This window comes from Brucella ciceri, assembly GCF_041930145.1.
GTDB classification, from domain to species: Bacteria; Pseudomonadota; Alphaproteobacteria; order Rhizobiales; family Rhizobiaceae; genus Brucella; species Brucella intermedia.
Genome location: NZ_JBHEEV010000001.1, coordinates 576212 through 596658 on the forward strand (window position 1 = coordinate 576212; position 20447 = coordinate 596658).

Consider the following 20447-nt stretch of genomic DNA (forward strand, 5'->3'; position numbering starts at 1 on the left):
CATCGGCCCAAAAATCGATTTCGATTTTTGGAAAGCACGATGCCCAGACCCAAACAATTAGAGCGTCCTTTGTGCGTTCGACCGAACGCACGGCGCTCTAAGGGGGATAAACAGATGAACTTCTCACGCTTTTTCGTCGACCGGCCGGTCTTCGCTGGCGTTCTGTCGGTCCTGATCTTCGTTGCCGGTCTGATCGGCATGACAGGTCTGCCGATCTCGGAATATCCGGAAGTCGTGCCGCCGCAGATCGTGGTTCGCGCGCAATATCCGGGCGCCAACCCTGCCGTCATTTCCGAAACCGTCGCCACGCCGCTTGAAGAACAGATCAACGGCGTCGAGGGCATGCTCTACATGCAGAGCCAGGCGACCGCCGATGGCGTCATGACGCTGACGGTCACCTTCGCGCTCGGCACCGATCCCGATCAGGCCCAGCAGCTGGTGCAGAACCGTATTTCGCAGGCTGAACCGCGCCTGCCGGAAGAGGTGCGCACGCTTGGCGTCACGACCGCCAAGAGCTCGCCCGACCTGACGCTCGTCGTCCATATCATCTCGCCCGATGGCCGGTATGACGTGAACTATCTGCGCAACTATGCGGTTCTGAACGTCAAGGACCGTATCGCCCGTATCCCGGGCGTCGGTCAGGTGCAGATATTCGGCGGCGGCGATTATTCGATGCGCGTCTGGATCGACCCGCAGAAGGCCGCCGAACGCGGTCTTTCCGCAAGCGACATCGCCAATGCCATCCGCCAGCAGAACGTTCAGGCCGCTGCCGGCGTCATCGGCGCATCGCCGTCCGTTTCCGGTCTCGACCTGCAACTTTCCGTCAATGCGCAGGGCCGTCTCCAGTCGCCGGAAGAATTCGCCAATATTGTCGTGAAGTCAGGCAATGAAGGCGAAATCACCCGGCTGGGCGATGTGGCGCGCGTCGAAATGGGCGCCGCCGATTATTCGCTGCGCTCGCTGCTCGACAACAAGCTCGCGGTCGGCATGGGCGTGTTCCAGTCGCCCGGTTCCAATGCGCTGGACATTTCCGAAAACGTCCATGCGGCCATGGCGGACCTGAAGAAAACCATGCCGGAAGGCGTGGATTTCGACATCGTCTATGACACGACCGGGTTTGTGAAGGCTTCCATCGAGTCGGTCATCCATACGCTGCTCGAAGCCATCGTGCTGGTGGTCATCGTCGTCATCCTGTTCCTGCAGACATGGCGCGCCTCCATCATTCCGCTGGTTGCCGTTCCCGTTTCCATCGTCGGCACGTTTGCGGTGATGTATGTGTTCGGCTTCTCCATCAATGCACTCAGCCTTTTCGGCCTGGTGCTTGCCATTGGCATCGTGGTCGACGACGCCATCGTGGTGGTGGAAAATGTCGAGCGCAACATCGAACAGGGGCTGTCGCCGGTCGAGGCAACCTATCGCGCCATGCAGGAAGTGTCCGGGCCGATCATCGCCATTGCGCTGGTGCTGGTCGCGGTCTTCGTACCACTTGCCTTCATCACCGGCCTGACAGGCCAGTTCTACCGTCAGTTCGCGCTCACCATCGCAATCTCGACGGTGATCTCGGCCTTCAATTCGCTGACGCTTTCGCCTGCCCTCGCGGCACTGTTGCTGCGCGGTCACGATGCGCCGAAGGATCGGCTCACCCGCATCATGGACAAGCTGTTCGGCTGGTTCTTCCGTGGCTTCAACCGTTTCTTCGGTGCAAGTTCGGAAGCCTATGGACGCGGTGTCGGCAGCATCCTCTCGCGCAAGTCGCTGGTCATGGGCCTCTATGTCGTGCTGCTCGGCGTCACCTTCGTCCTGTTCCGCGCGGTGCCCGGCGGCTTCGTTCCGGCGCAGGACAAGCAATATCTGATTGGCTTCGCGCAATTGCCGGATGCGGCAACGCTCGACCGGTCGGAAGATGTGATCCGTCGCATGAGCGACATTGCGCTCAAGCATCCGGGCGTGGCCAATGCCATCGCCTTCCCCGGCCTGTCAATCAACGGTTTCACCAACTCGTCGAACTCCGGCATCGTTTTCGTGACGCTGAAGTCGTTCGAGGAGCGCAAGACCCCGGAACTGTCGGCCAATGCCATCACCATGGAGCTGAACCAGCAATACGGCGCCATTCAGGATGCCTTCATCGCCATGTTCCCGCCGCCGCCCGTTCAGGGTCTCGGCACGACAGGCGGCTTCAAGCTCCAGCTTGAGGATCGCAACGGGCTTGGCTTCAAGGCGCTTGACGATGCGACCAAGGCGTTTCTCGCCAAGGCCTATCAGACGCCGGAACTGGCTGGTCTCTATTCGAGCTACCAGATCAACGTGCCGCAGCTTTATGCCGATCTGGACCGCGTGAAGGCGCGACAGCTTGGCGTGGCGGTGACCGACGTGTTTGAAACCCTGCAGATTTATCTGGGTTCGCTCTATGTCAACGACTTCAATGCCTTCGGACGCACCTACAGCGTGCGCATTCAGGCCGATGCGAATTATCGCAGCCATGCCGAGGATATCGGCAAGCTGAAGGTGCGTTCGCAGTCCGGCGAGATGATCCCGCTGTCGGCGCTTCTGAAAGTCGAGCAGACCGTGGGTGCGGAACGCGCCATCCGTTATAACGGCTTCCTTTCCGCCGATATCAACGGCAATCCCGCCCCCGGCTTCTCGTCCGGTCAGGCGCAGGCTGCCATTGAACGGATCGCGGAGGAAACCTTGCCGCCCGGCATCACCTTCGAGTGGACGGATCTGACCTACCAGCAGATTCTGGCTGGCAGCTCCGGTTTCCTCGTCTTCCCGCTGGCGCTGCTGCTCGTCTATCTGGTTCTGGCCGCGCAGTATGAAAGCCTTGCCCTGCCGCTGTCGATCATCATGATCGTGCCGATGGGGATCATGGCCGCACTCACCGGCGTCTGGCTGACAGGAGGCGACAACAACGTCTTTACCCAGATCGGCTTGATAGTCCTTGTGGGGCTGTCGGCGAAGAACGCGATCCTGATCGTGGAATTCGCCCGCGAACTGGAGCTTTCAGGACGAGGCGTCGTGCAGGCGGCGGTCGAGGCAAGCCGGTTGCGCCTGCGTCCGATCCTGATGACATCGATGGCGTTCATCATGGGCGTGGTGCCTCTGGTAACGTCGACCGGCGCCGGTGCGGAAATGCGCTCGGCCATGGGCATCGCGGTCTTTGCAGGCATGATCGGCGTGACCGCCTTCGGCATCTTCATGACGCCGGTGTTCTATGTGCTGATCCGCAAGCTCTCCGGCGAGCGCCCGTTGAAACATGCAGGCGCGAAGATCGAGGCCCCGCATCTGGCGCCGGGGGAATAATCCCGGCGTCTCCTTCCATCGCCTTCCACAGAAGGGCCGGAGCAATCCGGCCCTTACTTCGTTGTGGATTGGCCTTCTGCCGTCGCGATATCGCCCGAATCGGTTTCTTAAGAGGAGGCTTTGTCCGCTGCATGAAGGAGAAGATCGTTGCAGAAGTCCGGTTTGCTTGCCCTCGTCCTCGCTGCCACCGCCCTGGCAGCATGTTCCGAAACGACGCCCGGTCCTTCGGCAAGCGCCTCCCCCGCCAGACCGCCGGTCGATCCCACCCCCATCACCGGCAACTGGTGCAGCCCTGACGGCCAGCGATTCGCCATTTCCGGCGAGCGTTTCGACAGCCGCGACGGCCAGTGCTCGGTCACGCGCATGAACAATTACGAAGGCACCTTTACCGTCTCGATGTCCTGCACGGCCAACGGGCAGCAGTCGAAGGAAAACATCACCATTTCACCCGTCGGACAGACGCTGCATATCTCGTTCCTGTCGATGGGCGGCAAGCGCGCCGTGGTCAACCGCTGCGCCTCCTGACCGGGCCGAAATCAAATCAAGGCAGAACCGTGAACCGGCGCGATTTTCGCGCCGGATGCGTTTTTTCGCGGCAAACCATGACTTTTTCCCACCAAAACTTGTGGCGAACGCCCGACAAAATCATGGCGAAAATGCGGCAAATGGCATTTTGGGGATGATGTGATGCGACAGGAGGGGTCCGCTCTGCTAAACTCTCCGCTGCAATGCCATACCCAAATTATAGGGAGACAGACATGAAAGTCGTATTCGTGACTACCGCTGTCCTCGCTCTGTCGGTTACCGGCGCGATGGCAGACTGCACCTATCACAGTGCTCAATCCTCCACGAAAATGGAGAAGCCGCAGACCACTGCAAGCATCCAGACAACGGCTCCGGAACAGAAATAACCGCCGGAAAGCCGGGAACCGGATAGCCCATCCTGATTCGTGACGATCGCGCCGCAACGCCGGTCGTCACTTTTTTCTGAAATTGAAACAGGGCAAAAAAAAGCGCGCCCTTCAGATGAAGGACGCGAAAGAGTTGCAAGCTCGCTCTGTTCGAGGAACCTGAACGGCAGGTTCTAGGCTCGACCAGATGCCTGTCGGCCATTTTGCCCTGGAAGCGACCCAGAATGCGGGACCGGTTTTTATTCGTAGCTCGAAACGCTTCGCTTCGAGAGTAACCGTTATCGCCGCTTCCGCGCTGTCCGGACTGGTTTGGCTGCCTATCGACCCCGACTCCCCGCGGTCGATAAGCAGCCCCCGCCCAATTTTTTGAGTCAGCCTCCTAAGCCCCAACAGGCCGACGGTTATTTAGTGGACGCTCTAGTAGCGAAAAACAATTCCCCTATTCAGGGGGGTAGGTTAGAAAGAAGAACTGACCCACTTTTCCGGCAATGACTTTCAGCAGCCGGTAGATTTTGAAAGACTTTATGAAACCGTTTGATATTTATTTGAAATTGGACCAGACTTTTTCAGTGTTATGTGCGAATTGACGCTTTTGAAGGGGAATTTCGTCCGCCAAACTCAGGAGATTCTTGAAATTTCGGGCATCCTCCCTTTTAAGCTTCGCTGCATTCGCATTCGTTCGTTTCTGGAGATACCTCACGTGTCATGCGCAAACTGGATGTTCGCTTTCCGGCGTCTTCTGGCGCTCCCGGCACTGATCGCGCTTTTCGCCGTCTGCCAAATCATCCTTTCCACAGGCGCGGCTCCTGCTGCATCGCCTGCGACGGTGACCATCACGCTGACCGTCATCGCCCCCGATGGAACGACGCGCGTATTGAGCAATGACGACTTCACGCAGTTGCCGCAGAATACGTTGCAGACCAACACCGCCTGGACCGAAGGTCCGCAGAATTTCGACGGCGTGCTGCTGCGCGACGTGCTGGCAACGGTGGGTGTGGACGGTAAGAACGCCCCCAACCGTTCGATCACCATTCTTGCGCTCAACGATTACAGTATCAGCATTCCGCTGGAGGACGCCTACAAGTACAATGTCCTTGTGGCGCGCAGGATGAACGGCCGGGAGCTGAGCCTGCGCGACAAGGGACCATACTGGATCGTCTATCCGCGTGACCAGCATCAGGAACTGAACGATTCGCGCTATGATCACCGCTGGGCATGGCAGGTGAAGCAGATCGAGGCGAAATGAGAATCAAGCGGGGCTATATTCTCTCCGGCCTTGTCATGGCAGGTTTTGCGGCCCTGCTCGCTTATGCATTCAGCCAGCTTCTCCAGATCCAGAAATCGCTGGCGACCTATACCGGCGAGAACATGGTCTGGGCCATCACCAAGACCGAACGCGACGCCGGACGCCTGGCCGAAACGGCGCTGACAATGCCGGCGGGCAGCACCGACACCGCCGATCTCTCGCTCCGCCTCGACGTTCTTTACAGCCGTTTCGCGCTTCTGGCCGACGGGCCGCAGAAGAAATATTTCGCCCGTATTCCGGGCGCTGCCGAAATCATCCAGCGCAATACCGACCGGCTTCCCCAGATCGAGGCGATGATCAAGGCCGGGCCGGAACAATTCGACCCTATAGCCATCTATCGGGCGCTGGTGCCCATGCGCGATGAACTGACCAAGGTTGCCGATGACGCGACGATCGTGGAGCAGGACCATGGCGGTGCGCAGCGCGACCAGCAATTGCAGTCGATCTACCTGATCATGTTCGCGGTGCTGGGCATCATGGCGACGGGCGCCATCCTGTCCTGGCAGGTGGTTTCCAACATGCGCAAGGCCGAGCGCGCCCACAAGGCATTGCAGGAGTACAAGCAGCAACTCGAACAGACCGTCGCCGACCGCACCGCCGCCCTGCGCGAGGCGCTGGAAAGCGAGCGCAAGGCCAAGGAACTCTACAAGAGCTTCATCACCACGGTTTCGCACCAGTTCCGCACGCCCGTATCGATCATCGACATCATCGCCCAGCGCTTCATCCGCCGCGCCGACGAGTTCACGCCCGAAATCATCATCGACAAGGCCAAGCGGATGCGCAACGCCAGCCGCCGCCTGATCCTGCTTCTGGAAAGCACCGCCAATGCGGAACGCCTTGATGAAAGCGGGTTCCAGATCAACCGCCAGCCGGTCGATTTCTCCGAACTGGTGCGCAACACCTGCGCCTATCATCAGGAGCTGCATCCCGAGCTGGAACTGGTGACGGACATTCAGGACAGCGAGACGTTCTGTTACTGCGACGGCATTCTGGTCGAGCAGATTCTTGTCAACCTGCTTGGCAACGCCACCAAATATTCGCCCGCCGGCAAGCCCATCGAAGTGACCACGGAAGAAGACGAGAACGAATTCCGCTGCATCGTCCGCGACCACGGTATCGGCATACCGGCGGAGGAAGCGGATCGCATATTCACGCGCTTTTTCCGCGCCAGCAACGCATCGCACATGGCGGGCACCGGCCTGGGCCTCAGCCTGTCGCGCGCGCTCGCCGAATTGCACGGCGGAACGCTTGTCTTCACTTCGATTGAAGGACAAGGTACGGTATTCATCCTCACTCTACCAAAGGTGGCCCAGCATGCGACTGCCTGAAATCCTCCCCCAGCCGACCGTCCTCTGCATCGAGGACGAAACCCATATTCTGGAAGAACTGATCGATGAACTGGGCACTTCGGGGTTCAACGCCATTGGCGCGGCCAATGCGACCGAAGCGCTGCGCGTGCTGGACACGACGACGCCCGACATCATCATCTGCGATATATTGATGCCCGGCACCAACGGCCTGCAATTTCTGGAACAGATCCGCAGTTCCCGCACCGACCTTGCCGGAACGCCATTCCTGTTCCTGACCGCGCTTGCCGACCGCAGCCACGAGCTGACCGGCAGGGAGGCCGGTGCCGACGATTACCTGACCAAGCCGATCGATTTCGATGTCCTCATCCTCACGATCCGCGCCCGGCTCAATCTGGTGGCGCGCGTGAAGGCCATATCCAACCAGCCTGCGGCAGCGGAGCCGAACGGCGAGTTCATCCATCTTTCGCGCCGGGAAACCGAAGTGCTGAAGGAGATAGGCACCGGACAGCGCAACGGCGAAATCGCCCGCAAGCTTGGACTGTCGGAACATACGGTCAGCGATTATGTGAAGGCCATCTACCAGAAGCTCAGCGTGTCGTCGCGGGCCGAGGCAACGCGGGAAGCCATAAGGCGTGGCCTGGTCGACATGAGATAGTGGCCGACATGAGATAGGCTTTCGAATTCAACCGGTTTTTCTGGGGATGAGCGGTAATGATCTCGACAATCCGAAAGCCCCAAATTACGGTTTGCCCATGAAGCAACCGGTTCGACAACGCGCTGTCTTCTTCATTGGCGGCTATGATCCGAAAACGCCGGAGGCGTTTTTTGGACGATTGAACAGAGAAATCAAACGGTTCGAGGCACTGTGGAGCGTTCGTTCCGACGTTTCGGATGTCAGCGTGTCGCCGGACGGCGAGATCGGCTCCGTCGCGATCGCGACGGCCTCCGCCGATGATGGATGGGCGACCCAGACCGACTTCAATTTTCTCGTTCTGGACAAGATCGTGCTCGCGGATTTCGACCGTCCGCTGCCGGTCAGGCTCGCCAAATATCTCGCCGCCTTCGGGGATTTCGTCCTGACCGGCACCGCCTTCCGCTTCTTTGCCAAGGCCTGGCGCTTCGGGCTTTATTTTCTCTATCCTTTTCTCGTGCTGGCCCTGTTCGCCGTTGCGGGCTATGCGGTGGCGCGATGGACGGTCCAGTGGCTCGGCGCACTGAGCTGGCTCGTCGGCCTTGCGGTTTTTTTCGCGGCGCTCGCCATTCTGGGCAAAAGATGGTCCACCAACCACCTGATGGACCTCTGGTCGTTCTCGCTCAATTTCATTCGCGGGCGGCGGCGGGATGCAGAATCCCTGATGCAGCGCTTCGCAGCCGGCATTGTCGAGCGCACCGCGGCGAAACATTATGATGAAGTCATCCTGATCGGCCACAGCACCGGCGGCATGCTGATGCTGGATGTTGCCGCGCGCTGCCTTGCCATCGATCCGGAATTCAGCAGCCATGCGCCGAAGGTGACGGTCCTCACGCTCGGATCGACCGCGCTCAAGGCCGGTTACCATCCGGCGGGCGGGCATTTTCGCGAGGGCGTGCAGCGGCTGGTGGACGATGGCGGGATCGACTGGGTGGAAATCCAGTGCCTGACCGATGCGATCAACTTCTACAAGACCGACCCCGTGGCCGAGATGGGTTTGAAGCGGGATGCGCAGCGATCCTTTCCCGTCACGCGGACGGTGCGCATAAAGGAAATGCTGCAGCCGGAAATCTACCGGCGTGTGAAGCGGAACCTTTTTCGCGTGCATTATCAATATGTATTCGGAAATACGAAGCCCTATTGGTATGATTTCTTTCAAATCTGCTGTGGGCCGGTCTCGCTTCGGGAACGGACCGACGACCGCATAATCGGCGCCCTGCCAAGGAAGGAAACTGTTGCCGAATGACACCGACACTGGCTGCAATCGTCTGGAGTATCGGGCTTGTCGCCTGGGTCGTCATCCGCATTCCGCACCAGCGGCGCGCGCGCAAGATCAAGGTTGCGAAGGATGCAAGGACGCTGGCCGACAGGCTGGCGCTGGGGGCGGCGACTGTCGGCCTGTCGCTGATCCCGATCGTCTATGTCGCAACCGGCTTTCCAGCCTTTGCTGACTATGCCTTCCAGCCGTGGCTGGCCTGGATCGGGGTGATTGTCGAGATCGCCTTCCTCTGGCTTTTTTATGCAAGCCACCGGCAGCTCGGCAAGAACTGGTCGGTCTCGCTTGAAATCCGCCGCGAGCACAAGCTGGTGACCGAAGGGCTCTATAAATATGTCCGCCACCCGATGTATCTGTCGTTCTGGCTGTGGGCGATTGCGCAGTTCTGCCTGCTTCCGAACTGGTTTGCGGGGTTGGCGGGCCTTGTCGGTGTCGCCATCCTCTATTTCTACCGGGTCGGCCACGAGGAGGCGATGATGCGCGCGGCGTTCGGCGCATCCTATGACGACTATGCGCGCAGGACGGGCCGCGTCATCCCGAAGATCAAAATATAGCTCAAGTTCTAGTGATTTGGCCGAAGCGGATCGGCGCTCTAAATACTCTTTCGATGCGTTCCGTTCGAAAGCCATTTTCGAACGTGCCCCAACAGGTAGTCGAAGATGGTTTCAAAGCCCGATAGTTTGCATTCGAAAATGACCCGCCGCAGCCTGATCTTTGCGGGGGCGGCGCTCGCCTTCTGTGGGGGCGCGGCCCAGGCAGCGCCCAGAACGCCTTCCCGAACGGCGCCGCAGGCCGATGTCTACCTCCTGCGCGGCTTCGGGGATATCTTCTCCACCGGCATCGACGAGATCGGCAAGCAGTTGCAGGCCAACGGCGTCGATGCGCATGTCGAGGGGCATCAGGCATGGCGTTTTGTGCTGAACCGGATTCTCACCGACCAGAGAAACAATCCGCGTGCGCCGGTGGTGCTGATCGGCCATTCGCTGGGCGCCAATGCCGTTATCGATATTGCAGCGGCGCTTGAAAAGAAGGGCATCCAGGTTGCCTATATGGCGACCTTTGCCGCTACCGCTCCCGCCCCCCTGCCCGGCAATATAAGACGTGTGGTGAACTTCTATTTCAAGGAGCACGGCTGGGGCCTGCCGCTGACGGCCGGGCCACGTTTCAGGGGAAGCCTCGACAACCGCGATTTTTCAGGCATGAAGGATATCGGCCATTTCAACATCGAGAAGCAGCGCCCGCTTCAGGACGAAGTGGTGCGCAATGTGATGGGCATCGTGCGTTCGAGATGATCGGAAAAGCCGAATGGCGGAAGAGAATGGGAGTCGAACCCACCAAAGACCGTCTATCGGCCCCTCCCGGATTTGAAGTCCGGACATGCCACCGGGCATGCATCCCTTCCAGATATTGATTCATTCCATAAATTCGTCTCAGGTGGCCGCGACGAGAGGCCGTTTCTGCCCGGCTGCCACCATTTCACTTACTCCTCATTCCTACCGCACCAGCAATCGAAGCGTCAATCTGGACAACTGGCCGATCATTGAATGATGCAGGTGCCCGGCCATTCATTGCAGGCTCGGTTTGCGCAACCGCCTGCGACAGCCAGAACCAGTATCAGGCACATGGTTGTTGAAAAGGTTTTCACAGGGCTCCTCCCGTTTGTTGCGTTTCCCCTTGCGCAAAATCGCCAAACAGGTCGAGCTTGCGGCGGTTGAGGCGGCGCATGTCTCCGCGCCTTATCGTAACGCTGTTGCGGTCGAAGAATTCCAGTATCTGGATCGCCACCTTGCGGCCGCTGTCGACCCGGTCGCGAAATCGCGCAGCGATAAACCAGCCGCTGTCGAAAGCCGCGTCCATGTCCGACAATATTCCGATCATCTCGGCAATCGTTGCGCGGAGGAAAAAATGGTCGTGCGCCACTTCATGCACCCGGCCCATGCGCCCGGCAAGCTTGAGCAGGCGGCGGATATCTTCCTCCCGCTCATCCAGCAGACCCGCAATATCGCGCACGCGCGGCGGGCGAAAACGGGCATCGCCGCCAAGAAGCGGCGCGATGCGCTGCCAGAGCGCCTCGTCGGCATCGCTCATCGTCACTTCATGATCGCGCAGGCGCAGCCAGGCACCGTCGAGCCGCAACAGGTCCGCCTCGATGAGTGCAGCAATGGCGGCGCGGAAGGCCGGAGCAGGCAGGCGCGGCTTCAACAGCAAGCGCAGCCGCTCCACACCCATGCCAATCAGGTCCGGGTTCTCCGTGTGGAAAGCACCGAGCCGCGCCACAATCTCGTCCCGCAGCGCATTCCATCGCTCCGGCAACAGCAGGAGCACGGAATTCGCCTGCGGCAGCATCACCGCATCGAGCGCCTGCGCCAGTGCCTGCGGATCGTCGGCCAGCGCCCGGTCGCGCTGGAAGGCCGTCGCATCCAGATAATATGGTTCGACGGACAGCAGCGCCCGCGCCGCCTGCACGGGATCATCGATGGAATGGGCGTCGAGTTGCGCCATGCGCTCGGGGCTGCGGCGCTTGCGCTGCGGCGGACGCAGATCGAGAAAACGTCCGCCCCCGATGGTTCGTTGCGCGGACACATCCCGGATGACGAAACGGTCTCCGGCGGCCACGGCAAGGGGGCGATCCAGAACCATTTGCACCCGGTCTTCGCTCCCGGGCCGAAGCTCGCCGCCCCGCAAAGGCACGATGCGCGCGCCAACTTCCGCCGACGCATGATGTAGGCGCGCAGGAAACCACTGGCCTATCGGCTTTTTCTCGGAAGGCAATATTTGCAGCGAAGCATCGATGCGGTCCGTGGGACGATGCAGAGGGGGCGACACCAGCATGTCGCCGCGATGCACCGCCTCTTTCGATATGCCTTCGCCTGCCAGATTGAGCGCGCAGCGATCACCCGCCTGCGCGGTTTCGCTCGGCCGGTTCTGCGCATGAATGGTCCGGACCCGCGCTTCTTTTCCAGCCGGGCTGATCGCCAGATGATCGCCGATGGCGACCTTGCCGGAAAGCACCGTGCCAGTGACGACCGTACCCGCGCCCTTCAGCGTGAAGGAACGATCCACGGCCAGACGAAAACGTCCGTTCGCCTGCCGCTCGCCAACCGCATGGGCCTGCGCCTCCAGCATGGTTCTGAGATCGTCGATCCCGGCACCGGACACGGTGGAAACCGCCAGAACGGGAATATCGACAAGCCCCGTCAGCGCCAGTTCGTTGCGGATAGCGGTTTCCACTTCCGCAAGGCGGTCGGGCGCGGCAAGGTCGGATTTGGTAATGACGGCAACACCGCGCCGGATGCCGAGCAGATTGACGATTGCCAGATGTTCGCGGGTTTGCGGCATGATGCCGTCATCGGCGGCGACAACCAGCATGACGAAATCGATGCTCGCCGCCCCGGCCAGCATCGTATGCACGAACTTCTCGTGCCCCGGCACGTCGACAAAGCCCAGTATATCCTTTTCGTCGCCGGACAACGGCAGATAGGCAAAGCCGAGATCGATGGAAATGCCCCGCGCCTTTTCCTCTTTCAGCCGGTCCGTATCCACCTGGGTAAGCGCGCGCACCAGCGCGGTCTTGCCATGGTCGATATGCCCCGCCGTTCCAACGATCATGGTTGCTCGTCCAGTGCGCTGCGCGCTGCCTCGATGAAAGGCGCGGCAAGCGCGCTGCCGCCCGTCCTTGCGCGCTGCAGATAATCGTAAGCCGCCAAAGGATCGCGTTCCACGCCCATGCCGAGGTGCAGCGCCGCCCCCAGCATGGCCTGCCCGTCGGCATCGCCCGCGTCGGCGGCCTTTCGCCACCAGTAGACCGCCCGGGACGGATCACGCGGCACACCGAGGGCATTATGGTAGATCATGCCAAGCCGCGTCATGGCTGCGGCAACGCCGCCTTCGGCTGCCTTCAGCGCCCATTCACGCGCCTCCACCGGATCGGCGGAAATCACCTCGCCCTCGATGAGCATCCAGCTCAGCATGTCCTGCGCCTGCGCGTCACCCTGTTCGGCGGCAAGGCGGTAGAGCCGCGCAGCTTCCGGGTAATCGGCTTCGATGCCTTCGCCCTTGAAAAGCAGGGAAGCGAGATTGCGCTGGCCGGAAGCATCGCCAGCGGCGGCGGAAAGGGTCAGCCAGCGCTGCGCGAGGCCGATATTCTTCTCGACGCCCATGCCGCCTGCAAAACAGGCCCCGATATTGTTCTGCGCACGGGCATTGCCGCTACGGGCCAGCGGCTCCCAGATGGAAAGCGCCGTTGCGTAATCACCCGTCTTTGCAGCCGCAAGCGCCTTTTCCAGCGCCTGCGCCGTCGTGTCCTGCTTCGTTTTGCGGGCGAAGAGATCAGCAAGCCGCATAGGATGACAGGTTCCCGATGAAACTGCTTTCGTCGTCAAGACAGCGCAAGTCGAGCACGAGCGCGCCCTTTTCTATCCGCCCGATGACCGGGAGAGGCAGCGCGCGCAGCGAAGCGCCAAGCGCTGTCAGCGCGGAGCCGCTGCCGTCCTTCGGTGCAATCGACAGACCGGCGCTTGGCACGGTCGAAAGCGGCAAGGCCCCGGAGCCGATCTGGCTGGCGCACTCCGTCACCGTGACGGTGAAAGCGGGCCCGAGCACCTTTTCCAGCGCGGGTTTGAGCCTTTCCGCCTGCGCGGCAATTTCTGCCTGCGGGCGCGCCAGATAACGCAAGGTCGGCAGTTTTTCCGCAAGCCGCTGCGGGTTGCGATAAAGTTTGAGCGTCGCCTCAAGCGCTGCAAGCCTGATCTTGTCGACCCGCAAGGCGCGCTTCATCGGGTTCCTGTTGATGTGGGCGATCAGATCGCGCCGCCCGACGACGAACCCCGCCTGCGGCCCGCCGAGAAGCTTGTCGCCGGAAAAAGTGATGATATCAGCGCCTTCGGCCACTGCCTCGCGCACCGTCGGCTCATGTGCCAGACCGAAAGCTGTCAGGTCGGCCAGCGTGCCGGAGCCGAGATCGTTGACCAGCGGCACGCCCCTCGCCTGCGCGATTGCTGCAAGTTCCGGGGCAGTGACTTCGCGCGTGAACCCCTCGATCCGATAGTTGGAGGTGTGGACCTTCAGCACCAGACCCGTATCGGAGTTGATCGCATTCTCGTAATCGCGCGGATGGGTGCGGTTGGTGGTGCCAACTTCGACAAGCCGCGTACCGGCGCGGGTCATGATATCCGGCATGCGGAAAGCACCGCCGATCTCGATCAGTTCGCCACGCGAAACAATGGCTTCCTTTCCCGCTGCAAGGCTGTTCAGCACCAGAAGCACCGCCGCCGCGTTGTTGTTGACGATGGTGGCATCCTCTGCCCCGGTCAGTTCGCAGACAAGCGCGCGCAGATGATCGTCACGCTCGCCGCGCGCGCCGGAAGAAAGGTCGAACTCAAGAGAAACCGCCTGCCGCATGGCTTGCGTCGCAGCCTCGATTGCGGCTTCGGCCAGAATGGCGCGCCCGAGATTGGTGTGCAGGACCGTTCCAGTCAGGTTGAACAAGGGGCGCAGGCTCGACTGGCCGGATGCTTCGAGCAGGTGAATAACCCGCTCCGCCAAAAGCACGTTGCTGGAAGGCGCGGCGCCGGACTTCACCGCCTCACGCTCATTTCCCAGCACCTTCCGCACGGCTTCCGCCACCGAAGCATGGCCAAAGCTCTCCAATGCTGCGGCAAGCGCGGGCATTTGCAGGATGGCATCCACGGAAGGAAGATGGCGCAGCGACGATTTGATCTGGTCCATGCTGCCTCACAATCCGGCGAGAAGCGGGGAGAAACCACCCCGCCTGTAAGGCGTCTCGCGCATCAGCATGTCCAGGCCGAGGCTTGCAACATCGTCGGCCACCGGATCGGCATCCGAGGATAGCTGCTGATAGATGATCTTGACCCAGCTTTCGCATTCATCGCAGGTTTCGGCCTTGATGACGCCGCCGCCTTCTTCGACTTCCTTGTAGCCGATGCCTTTTGTGGACCCGCAGCACGTGCATTTGATCCGCACATAGTGCCAGAGCGTGTTGCAGACGGAACAGGAGCAGAAGCGCGCGCCATGCGCACCGTGCCAGCCGACGACCATGGAGCTTGACGGCATGCTGCCGCAAGCGGGGCAGACGCCATCGGCAACCGGCTTCACCGACTTCGGGTCGAGCGCCGAGGCGAGCCGCGCAAGATGAAGCTGCAATCCCGCCCAGATATAGATGTGCTCGGCAATTGCGTCAGGCGGCAGAACGCCGGCAAAGATCGCCTCGACCATCCGGCGACGTTCATTCGCATCGCTGCCCGCCACACGCTCCAGCGCATCGGCGGCGTCCTGCGGCTTGGCGATATTGCGGGCGCGCTCGAAGAGCCGGTCGAAGATGGTGTGAAGCCCCGCATCCGATGCGGCATCCGCACGATCGATCGAGGGCATCCCGAATTCGCGTCCCCGATCATTCTCCTGCCGCGCAGCGACAGGGCCGAGCCCGGCGTCTATTTCGGACTGCGCCTCGCTCAGATCAGCGATGAATTCCAGATAGGGTTTCAGCGGGCTGACCGAAGCCAGAATACGCAGGCGCTCCGCCCGTCTGGCAAAAAGCGCGCCGGGGTCCGGCAGTTGCACGAAGGGTGGGGCCGATATTTCGCCGATGACCGTCGGGTCCGGCACCAGATCTTTCTTGCCTGCCATGTCACTCCTCACGAACCCAACGGGCCACGTGGACCACTGAATAACGTCATTCTGAGGTGCCTGCCGGGAAATGCAACCCGGAAGGCGCGAAGTTCAGAGCATGATTCCGAAAAGCGGAGACCGGCTACGCAGGGAAATCATGCTCAAACAAAAGCCTGGGGCGAGATGAAGCTTCAATTTGAAAGCATGCCGCTCTAGGCGGCAGGCTTGCCGCTGCCCTGCTTCGCCTTCTGCTTCGATGTCAGTTCGCGCAGCCACTTGCGATGGTGCCGCCAGGCCCAGCCGCCCGTCACCGTGCCGCGTGTCATCGCATGGATCGTGCCCTTGACCCAGATCGCGGCATAGACATGCACGATCCAGACGCAGATGGCCGCAACCGCCGCCATGGAGTGAACGAACAAGGCCCAGCGCTGCTGGTTGATGCTGGTATAGGAGCCGAAATATTCGTTCCAGATCATCAGGCCGGACACGATCAGGATCACGATCAGAAGCGACATGGACCAGAAAACAAGCTTCTGACCGGCATTATATTTGCCGACTTCAGGCAGCTTTTCCTCATTGCCGGCAATCACGTCATTGGCCTGCGACAGCCATTGGCTGTCTTCGCGCTTCCACAGATTGGCGCTCCAGAAGCGCAGGAAAAGGCCGAGAAAGCTGAAGAACAGGACAACGCCGATCCATGGATGGATGGCGCGTGTCCACTGCCCGCCGCCAAACAGGCCCGACAGGAAAAACAGCCACGGGTGGAACATTGCAAGGCCGGAAAGGGCCAGCAGCACCAGGCTGGCGGCGGTGATCCAGTGATTGATGCGCGCGCCGCCGGAATAGCGGTGCACCCTGACCGGCGGGCCGGGTTCTATGCCGTCGCCGCGCTCAACATCGTCAAAGTCGGTCCTGCTCATGAGCTTTTTTCCCCCGTGAGCTTTTCGGCCTGTTCCTCGTCGTGCTCTGTCACGACATTCGGCCCCTTGAAGATATAGTGCAGCAGACCCGCTGCGGCGGCCAGCCCCATGACAGCCATGCCCGCATATTTGGACACGCCCTTCCACGCCTCGACAACCGGGCTGATGCGCGGATTGTTCGGCAGGTTGGCATAGAGTTCGGGCCGGTCGGCATGGTGCAGCACATACATGACATGGGTGCCGCCAACGCCCGGCGGATCGTAGAGCCCGGCATTCTCAAAGCCACGCGATTTCAGGTCCTTGATGCGTCCGTCGGCCCATTCCTTCATTTCGTCCTTGGTGCCGTAGACGATGGCCTGTGTGGGGCAGGCCTTGGCGCAGGCCGGTCCCTGCCCTACCGCGATGCGGTCGGAGCAGAGCGTGCATTTATAGGCCTTGTTGGTGACCTCGGAAACGCGCGGGATGTTGAACGGACAACCCTTGATGCAATAGCCGCAACCGATGCAGTTATCGTGGATGAAATCGACGATGCCGTTGGAATATTGCACGATTGCACCGGGCGCCGGGCAGGCCTTGAGACAGCCGGGGTCTTCGCAATGCATGCAGCCATCCTTGCGGATGAGCCATTCCAGATTGCCGGTATCGGGATTGTCCCACTCGGTAAAGCGCATCAGCGTGAAGGTGTCGGGCGTCAGGTCGTGCGGATTGTCATAGACGCCGACATTGATGCCCACTTCCTCATGCGTATCGTTCCATTCGGCGCAGGCCGACTGGCAGGCCTTGCAGCCGATGCACTTCGACACGTCTATGAGCTTCGCCACCTCGGTCTGGCGCTCGGCAGGCGGCGTCACATTCGACGCCGACCGCCTGATCAGGTCCTTGTCACCGAAACGCGGCTGTTGCGGCTGGACGCTAGGATTGGGAACGGGTGGAAACATTTTATCCCTCCTAAGCCACAGGCGCGCTTGAGCGCTCGATATTGACCAGAAACGCCTTGAATTCCGGCGTCTCGATGTTCGCGTCGCCGACGAAAGGCGTCAGCGAGTTGGGGCCGAAGCCCTTGCGGGCAGCACCCATGAAGCCCCAATGGAGCGGGATGCCGACCACATGCACCGTCTTGCCGTCGCAGATCAGCGGCTTGATGCGCTTGGTCACCACCGCCTTGGCCTTCACCGAGCCGCGCTTCGACCACACCCGCACCCAGTCGCCCTTGGCGATGCCCTTTTCCTTCGCCAGTTCCTCCGAGATTTCGACGAAGAATTCCGGCTGCAGGACTGCATTCACATGGACATGCTTGGTCCAGTAGTGGAAATGCTCCGTCAGACGGTAGGAGGTGGCCGCATAGGGGAACTCCTCCGAAGCCGTTTCGGCGAACTGCTTGAAGTCGTCGTTGAAGACACGCGCTACCGGATTGCCCCGGATGTTGGGCGCGATCACATTGGCGAGCGGCGATTCAAACGGCTCATAGTGGGCCGGGAACGGACCGTCGCGCATCATGCCGCGGCTGAACAGGCGCGACGCGCCTTCCGCATTCATGATAAAGGGGCCGACTTCCTGCGGCTTGGCGGTCGGCGCAATGTCCGGCACGTCATAGCCTGTCCACTTCGAACCGTCCCATTCGATGAGCTTGCGGCTCGGGTCCCACGGCTTGCCGTCGATGTCGGCGGAGGCGCGGTTATAGAGAATGCGGCGGTTCGCCGGCCATGCCCACGACCAGTTGAGATAGGCGCCCGTCTCGTCCGGATCGTGATTGTCGCGGCGGGCCATGTTGTTGCCCGCCTCGGTGAAGCAGCCGGAATAAATCCAGCAGCCTGATGCCGTCGAGCCGTCGTCGCGTAGCGCCGCGAAACCGGCGAGCAGCTTGCCCGCCTCGGCGACCACCTTGGTCGGATCGGCCGGGTCGGTGACCGTGGAAAGCGCGCGGCCGTTCAACTCCTTGGCCAGTTCTTCCGCTGTCGGCTCGCCCTCATCCTTGTAATCCCAGGTGAGATTGAGGATCGGATCGGGGAAAGCGCCGCCTTCCTTGCGATAAAGCTCGCGCAGCCGCAGGAAAATCTGCGCCATGATCCAGTTGTCGGTCTTCGCCTCGCCGGGCGGTGTGGCACCGGGCCAGTGCCATTGCAGCCAGCGCCCGGAATTGGTGAGCGAACCTTCGTCCTCCGCAAAGCAGGTGGAAGGCAGCTGGAACACTTCCGTCTGGATGGAAGCAGAATCCACATCGTTGAATTCGCCGTGGTTTTCCCAGAAACGCGAGGTTTCCGTTTCCAGCGGGTCCATCGTGACGAGGAATTTCAGCTTCGACAGGGCATCGGTCAGCTTCTTGCGGTTCGGCACCGCCATCAGCGGATTGAACCCCTGACAGACATAGCCGTTGACCTTGCCATCATGCATCATGTCGAAGATGCGCAACATGTCGTAGTTCGGCACGTCGAGCTTCGGCAGCCAGTCGAAAGCAAAGTCGTTTTCGACGGTCGCGGCGCTGCCCCACATCGCCTTCTGGAAACTGACGAAGAACTTGCGATAGTTCTGCCAGTAGCTCGTCTGGTTGGGGCGCAGCGGCTTGAAACCGCGTGTCGACATGTAGATTTCGAGATCGGTCTCCTTTTCGACCGGGATGTTCATATAGCCCGGCAGGAGGTTGGACATCAGGCCGATATCGGTCAGCCCCTGAATGTTGGAGTGACCGCGCAGCGCATTCATGCCGCCACCGCGCACGCCGATATTGCCGAGGATCAACTGCAGCATCGCCATGCAGCGAATATTCTGCGATCCCTTGGAGTGCTGCGTCCAGCCGAGCGCGTACATCGACGTCATCGTCTTGTCCGGCGCCGAGCATTCGGACATCATCTGGGCCACTTTCAGGAATTTCTCCTTCGGCGTGCCGCAGATGCGCTCCACCATTTCCGGCGTGAAGATGGAAACGTGCTCTTTCAGCAGGTTCCATACGCAGCGCGGGTTCTGCAGCGTATCGTCGACGACCGCATAGCCGTCATCGCCGATCACATATTCCCAGCTCGAGCGGTCGTAGTCGCGCTTTTCCTCGTCATAGCCGGTAAACAGCCCGTCCTTGTACTCGAAGCCATCCTTGATGATGTAGCTGGCATTGGTGAAATGCTTCACATAATCCCACTGCACCTTGTCATTCTGAATGCAGTAGTTGATGACGCCGAGCAGGAAGGCGATATCCGAACCCTGCCGGATAGGCGCGTAAAAATCCGCCACGGAAGCCGTGCGCGTGAAGCGCGGATCGACGACGATCAGCTTCGCGCCGCGATGGTGCTTGGCCTCCGTCACCCATTTGAAGCCGCACGGATGCGCTTCCGCCGCATTGCCGCCCATGACGACGACGAGATCGGTGTTCTTGATATCGGTCCAGGAGTTGGTCATTGCTCCGCGGCCAAATGTTGGGGCGAGACTCGCCACCGTCGGGCCGTGTCAGACGCGTGCCTGGTTATCGAATGCGACTATGCCTGTGCTGCGCACCACCTTGTAGGTGAGAAACGCCGTTTCGTTGGTGGTGGCCGATGCCGCGAGAAAACCCGTCGAGACCCAGCGATTGACCGTGGTGCCCGCCGCATTCTTCGCGATGAAGTTTGCGTCGCGATCGTCTTTCAGATGGCGTGCGATGCGGTCGAGCGCATCCTCCCACGAAATCTGCTTGAATTCGGCGGCGCCCGGCTCGCGCACCCGCGGATTTTTCAGGCGGGTCTCGGCCTGGACGAAACCCCTGAGTGCCGCGCCCTTCGGGCAAAGCGTGCCGCGATTGGTGGGGTGATCCGTATCGCCTTCGACGTGGATCAGATCGGCCTTCTCGCCTTTCCTCACATCCCCCTTGGAATAGAGGATGATGCCGCAGGCGACCGAGCAGTAAGGGCAGGTATTGCGGGTTTCGGTCGTGTTGGTCAGCTTGAAGGGGCGAATGGTTTCGGCATAGGCGCTTTCCACCGCACCAAAACCGAAGGACCCAAGCGCCGAAGCCGCCACTACCGCCCCCGTTCCGCCCAGAAACTGGCGGCGTGAGAGCTCCACATTCATTGCGCTGCACCTCCCTGATCGTCAGAAGAAAAATGCCGAAGCATATCCCTCCCTGAATTGGACTTGCCTGA

Annotated in this window: 16 protein-coding genes and 1 tRNA gene; 9 read left to right on the plus strand and 8 right to left on the minus strand. The window is 60.7% G+C overall.

Features of this window, described 5'->3' with window-relative positions; translation table 11 throughout:
* Window positions 1–114 precede the first annotated feature (114 nt).
* From JNC63_RS02610 to JNC63_RS02650, 9 genes are all read left to right on the plus strand, one after another.
* A complete protein-coding gene (locus JNC63_RS02610; protein WP_006472072.1) occupies window positions 115–3300 on the plus strand; it encodes an efflux RND transporter permease subunit in 3186 nt (1061 codons plus the stop codon).
* 147 nt (window positions 3301–3447) lie between these two features.
* Entirely contained in the window at window positions 3448–3825 is a 378-nt protein-coding gene (locus JNC63_RS02615) for a hypothetical protein (protein WP_006468342.1), read from the plus strand.
* Between the two features lie 233 nt (window positions 3826–4058).
* Window positions 4059–4211 (plus strand): hypothetical protein, encoded by a 153-nt coding sequence (locus JNC63_RS02620; protein WP_022570581.1) that lies wholly within the window; start codon window positions 4059–4061, stop codon window positions 4209–4211.
* A gap of 700 nt (window positions 4212–4911) precedes the next feature.
* A complete protein-coding gene (locus tag JNC63_RS02625; RefSeq protein WP_235691671.1) occupies window positions 4912–5457 on the plus strand; it encodes a putative pterin-binding protein in 546 nt (181 codons plus the stop codon).
* The gene (locus JNC63_RS02630) at window positions 5454–6845 is read left to right on the plus strand and encodes a sensor histidine kinase (RefSeq protein ID WP_006472071.1); all 1392 of its coding nucleotides are present in this window, start codon (window positions 5454–5456) and stop codon (window positions 6843–6845) included. Before JNC63_RS02625 ends, JNC63_RS02630 begins: the two co-directional genes overlap by 4 nt.
* A complete protein-coding gene (locus tag JNC63_RS02635; RefSeq protein WP_006472070.1) occupies window positions 6832–7482 on the plus strand; it encodes a response regulator transcription factor in 651 nt (216 codons plus the stop codon). Before JNC63_RS02630 ends, JNC63_RS02635 begins: the two co-directional genes overlap by 14 nt.
* Before the next feature lie 97 nt (window positions 7483–7579).
* Window positions 7580–8764, plus strand: a complete 1185-nt coding sequence (locus JNC63_RS02640) for an alpha/beta fold hydrolase (RefSeq protein ID WP_006472069.1) — start codon at window positions 7580–7582, stop codon at window positions 8762–8764.
* Window positions 8761–9348, plus strand: coding sequence for a protein-S-isoprenylcysteine O-methyltransferase (locus JNC63_RS02645; protein ID WP_006468334.1), 588 nt, complete (start codon window positions 8761–8763; stop codon window positions 9346–9348). The genes JNC63_RS02640 and JNC63_RS02645 overlap by 4 nt, the downstream gene beginning before the upstream one ends.
* A gap of 138 nt (window positions 9349–9486) precedes the next feature.
* Window positions 9487–10086 (plus strand): thioesterase domain-containing protein, encoded by a 600-nt coding sequence (locus JNC63_RS02650; protein ID WP_025092114.1) that lies wholly within the window; start codon window positions 9487–9489, stop codon window positions 10084–10086.
* Between the two features lie 14 nt (window positions 10087–10100).
* On the opposite strand, the gene JNC63_RS02655 is transcribed toward JNC63_RS02650, so the two are convergent.
* From JNC63_RS02655 to fdnG, 8 genes are all read right to left on the minus strand, one after another.
* Window positions 10101–10196, minus strand: a tRNA-Sec gene (locus JNC63_RS02655).
* A gap of 239 nt (window positions 10197–10435) precedes the next feature.
* The gene (gene selB / locus JNC63_RS02660; protein WP_025092115.1) at window positions 10436–12403 is read right to left on the minus strand and encodes a selenocysteine-specific translation elongation factor; all 1968 of its coding nucleotides are present in this window, start codon (window positions 12401–12403) and stop codon (window positions 10436–10438) included.
* Entirely contained in the window at window positions 12400–13137 is a 738-nt protein-coding gene (locus JNC63_RS02665) for a tetratricopeptide repeat protein (RefSeq protein WP_006472067.1), read from the minus strand. Before JNC63_RS02665 ends, selB begins: the two co-directional genes overlap by 4 nt.
* Complete coding sequence (gene selA, locus JNC63_RS02670) at window positions 13124–14521, minus strand: L-seryl-tRNA(Sec) selenium transferase (RefSeq protein ID WP_006468329.1); 1398 nt, start codon at window positions 14519–14521, stop codon at window positions 13124–13126. The genes JNC63_RS02665 and selA overlap by 14 nt, the downstream gene beginning before the upstream one ends.
* Window positions 14522–14527: 6 nt before the next feature.
* Window positions 14528–15439, minus strand: coding sequence for a formate dehydrogenase accessory protein FdhE (fdhE, locus tag JNC63_RS02675; protein WP_006472066.1), 912 nt, complete (start codon window positions 15437–15439; stop codon window positions 14528–14530).
* A 194-nt stretch (window positions 15440–15633) separates the two neighbouring features.
* Window positions 15634–16341: a formate dehydrogenase subunit gamma gene (locus tag JNC63_RS02680; RefSeq protein ID WP_006468327.1), complete on the minus strand. Its 708-nt coding sequence runs from the start codon at window positions 16339–16341 to the stop codon at window positions 15634–15636.
* The gene (gene fdxH, locus JNC63_RS02685; protein ID WP_006468326.1) at window positions 16338–17279 is read right to left on the minus strand and encodes a formate dehydrogenase subunit beta; all 942 of its coding nucleotides are present in this window, start codon (window positions 17277–17279) and stop codon (window positions 16338–16340) included. Before fdxH ends, JNC63_RS02680 begins: the two co-directional genes overlap by 4 nt.
* Window positions 17280–17289: 10 nt before the next feature.
* The gene (gene fdnG, locus JNC63_RS02690; protein ID WP_077684181.1) at window positions 17290–20376 is read right to left on the minus strand and encodes a formate dehydrogenase-N subunit alpha; all 3087 of its coding nucleotides are present in this window, start codon (window positions 20374–20376) and stop codon (window positions 17290–17292) included.
* Window positions 20377–20447: the final 71 nt, after the last annotated feature.

Coding starts and splice junctions, on each gene's coding strand:
- JNC63_RS02610 (WP_006472072.1), top strand. CDS start 115: ATGAACTTCTCACGCTTTTTCGTCGACCGGCCGGTCTTCGCTGGCGTT.
- JNC63_RS02620 (WP_022570581.1), top strand. CDS start 4,059: ATGAAAGTCGTATTCGTGACTACCGCTGTCCTCGCTCTGTCGGTTACC.
- JNC63_RS02630 (WP_006472071.1), top strand. CDS start 5,454: ATGAGAATCAAGCGGGGCTATATTCTCTCCGGCCTTGTCATGGCAGGT.
- JNC63_RS02635 (WP_006472070.1), top strand. CDS start 6,832: ATGCGACTGCCTGAAATCCTCCCCCAGCCGACCGTCCTCTGCATCGAG.
- JNC63_RS02640 (WP_006472069.1), top strand. CDS start 7,580: ATGAAGCAACCGGTTCGACAACGCGCTGTCTTCTTCATTGGCGGCTAT.
- JNC63_RS02645 (WP_006468334.1), top strand. CDS start 8,761: ATGACACCGACACTGGCTGCAATCGTCTGGAGTATCGGGCTTGTCGCC.
- JNC63_RS02650 (WP_025092114.1), top strand. CDS start 9,487: ATGACCCGCCGCAGCCTGATCTTTGCGGGGGCGGCGCTCGCCTTCTGT.
- selB (WP_025092115.1), bottom strand. CDS start 12,403: ATGATCGTTGGAACGGCGGGGCATATCGACCATGGCAAGACCGCGCTG.
- JNC63_RS02665 (WP_006472067.1), bottom strand. CDS start 13,137: ATGCGGCTTGCTGATCTCTTCGCCCGCAAAACGAAGCAGGACACGACG.
- selA (WP_006468329.1), bottom strand. CDS start 14,521: ATGGACCAGATCAAATCGTCGCTGCGCCATCTTCCTTCCGTGGATGCC.
- fdhE (WP_006472066.1), bottom strand. CDS start 15,439: ATGGCAGGCAAGAAAGATCTGGTGCCGGACCCGACGGTCATCGGCGAA.
- JNC63_RS02680 (WP_006468327.1), bottom strand. CDS start 16,341: ATGAGCAGGACCGACTTTGACGATGTTGAGCGCGGCGACGGCATAGAA.
- fdxH (WP_006468326.1), bottom strand. CDS start 17,279: ATGTTTCCACCCGTTCCCAATCCTAGCGTCCAGCCGCAACAGCCGCGT.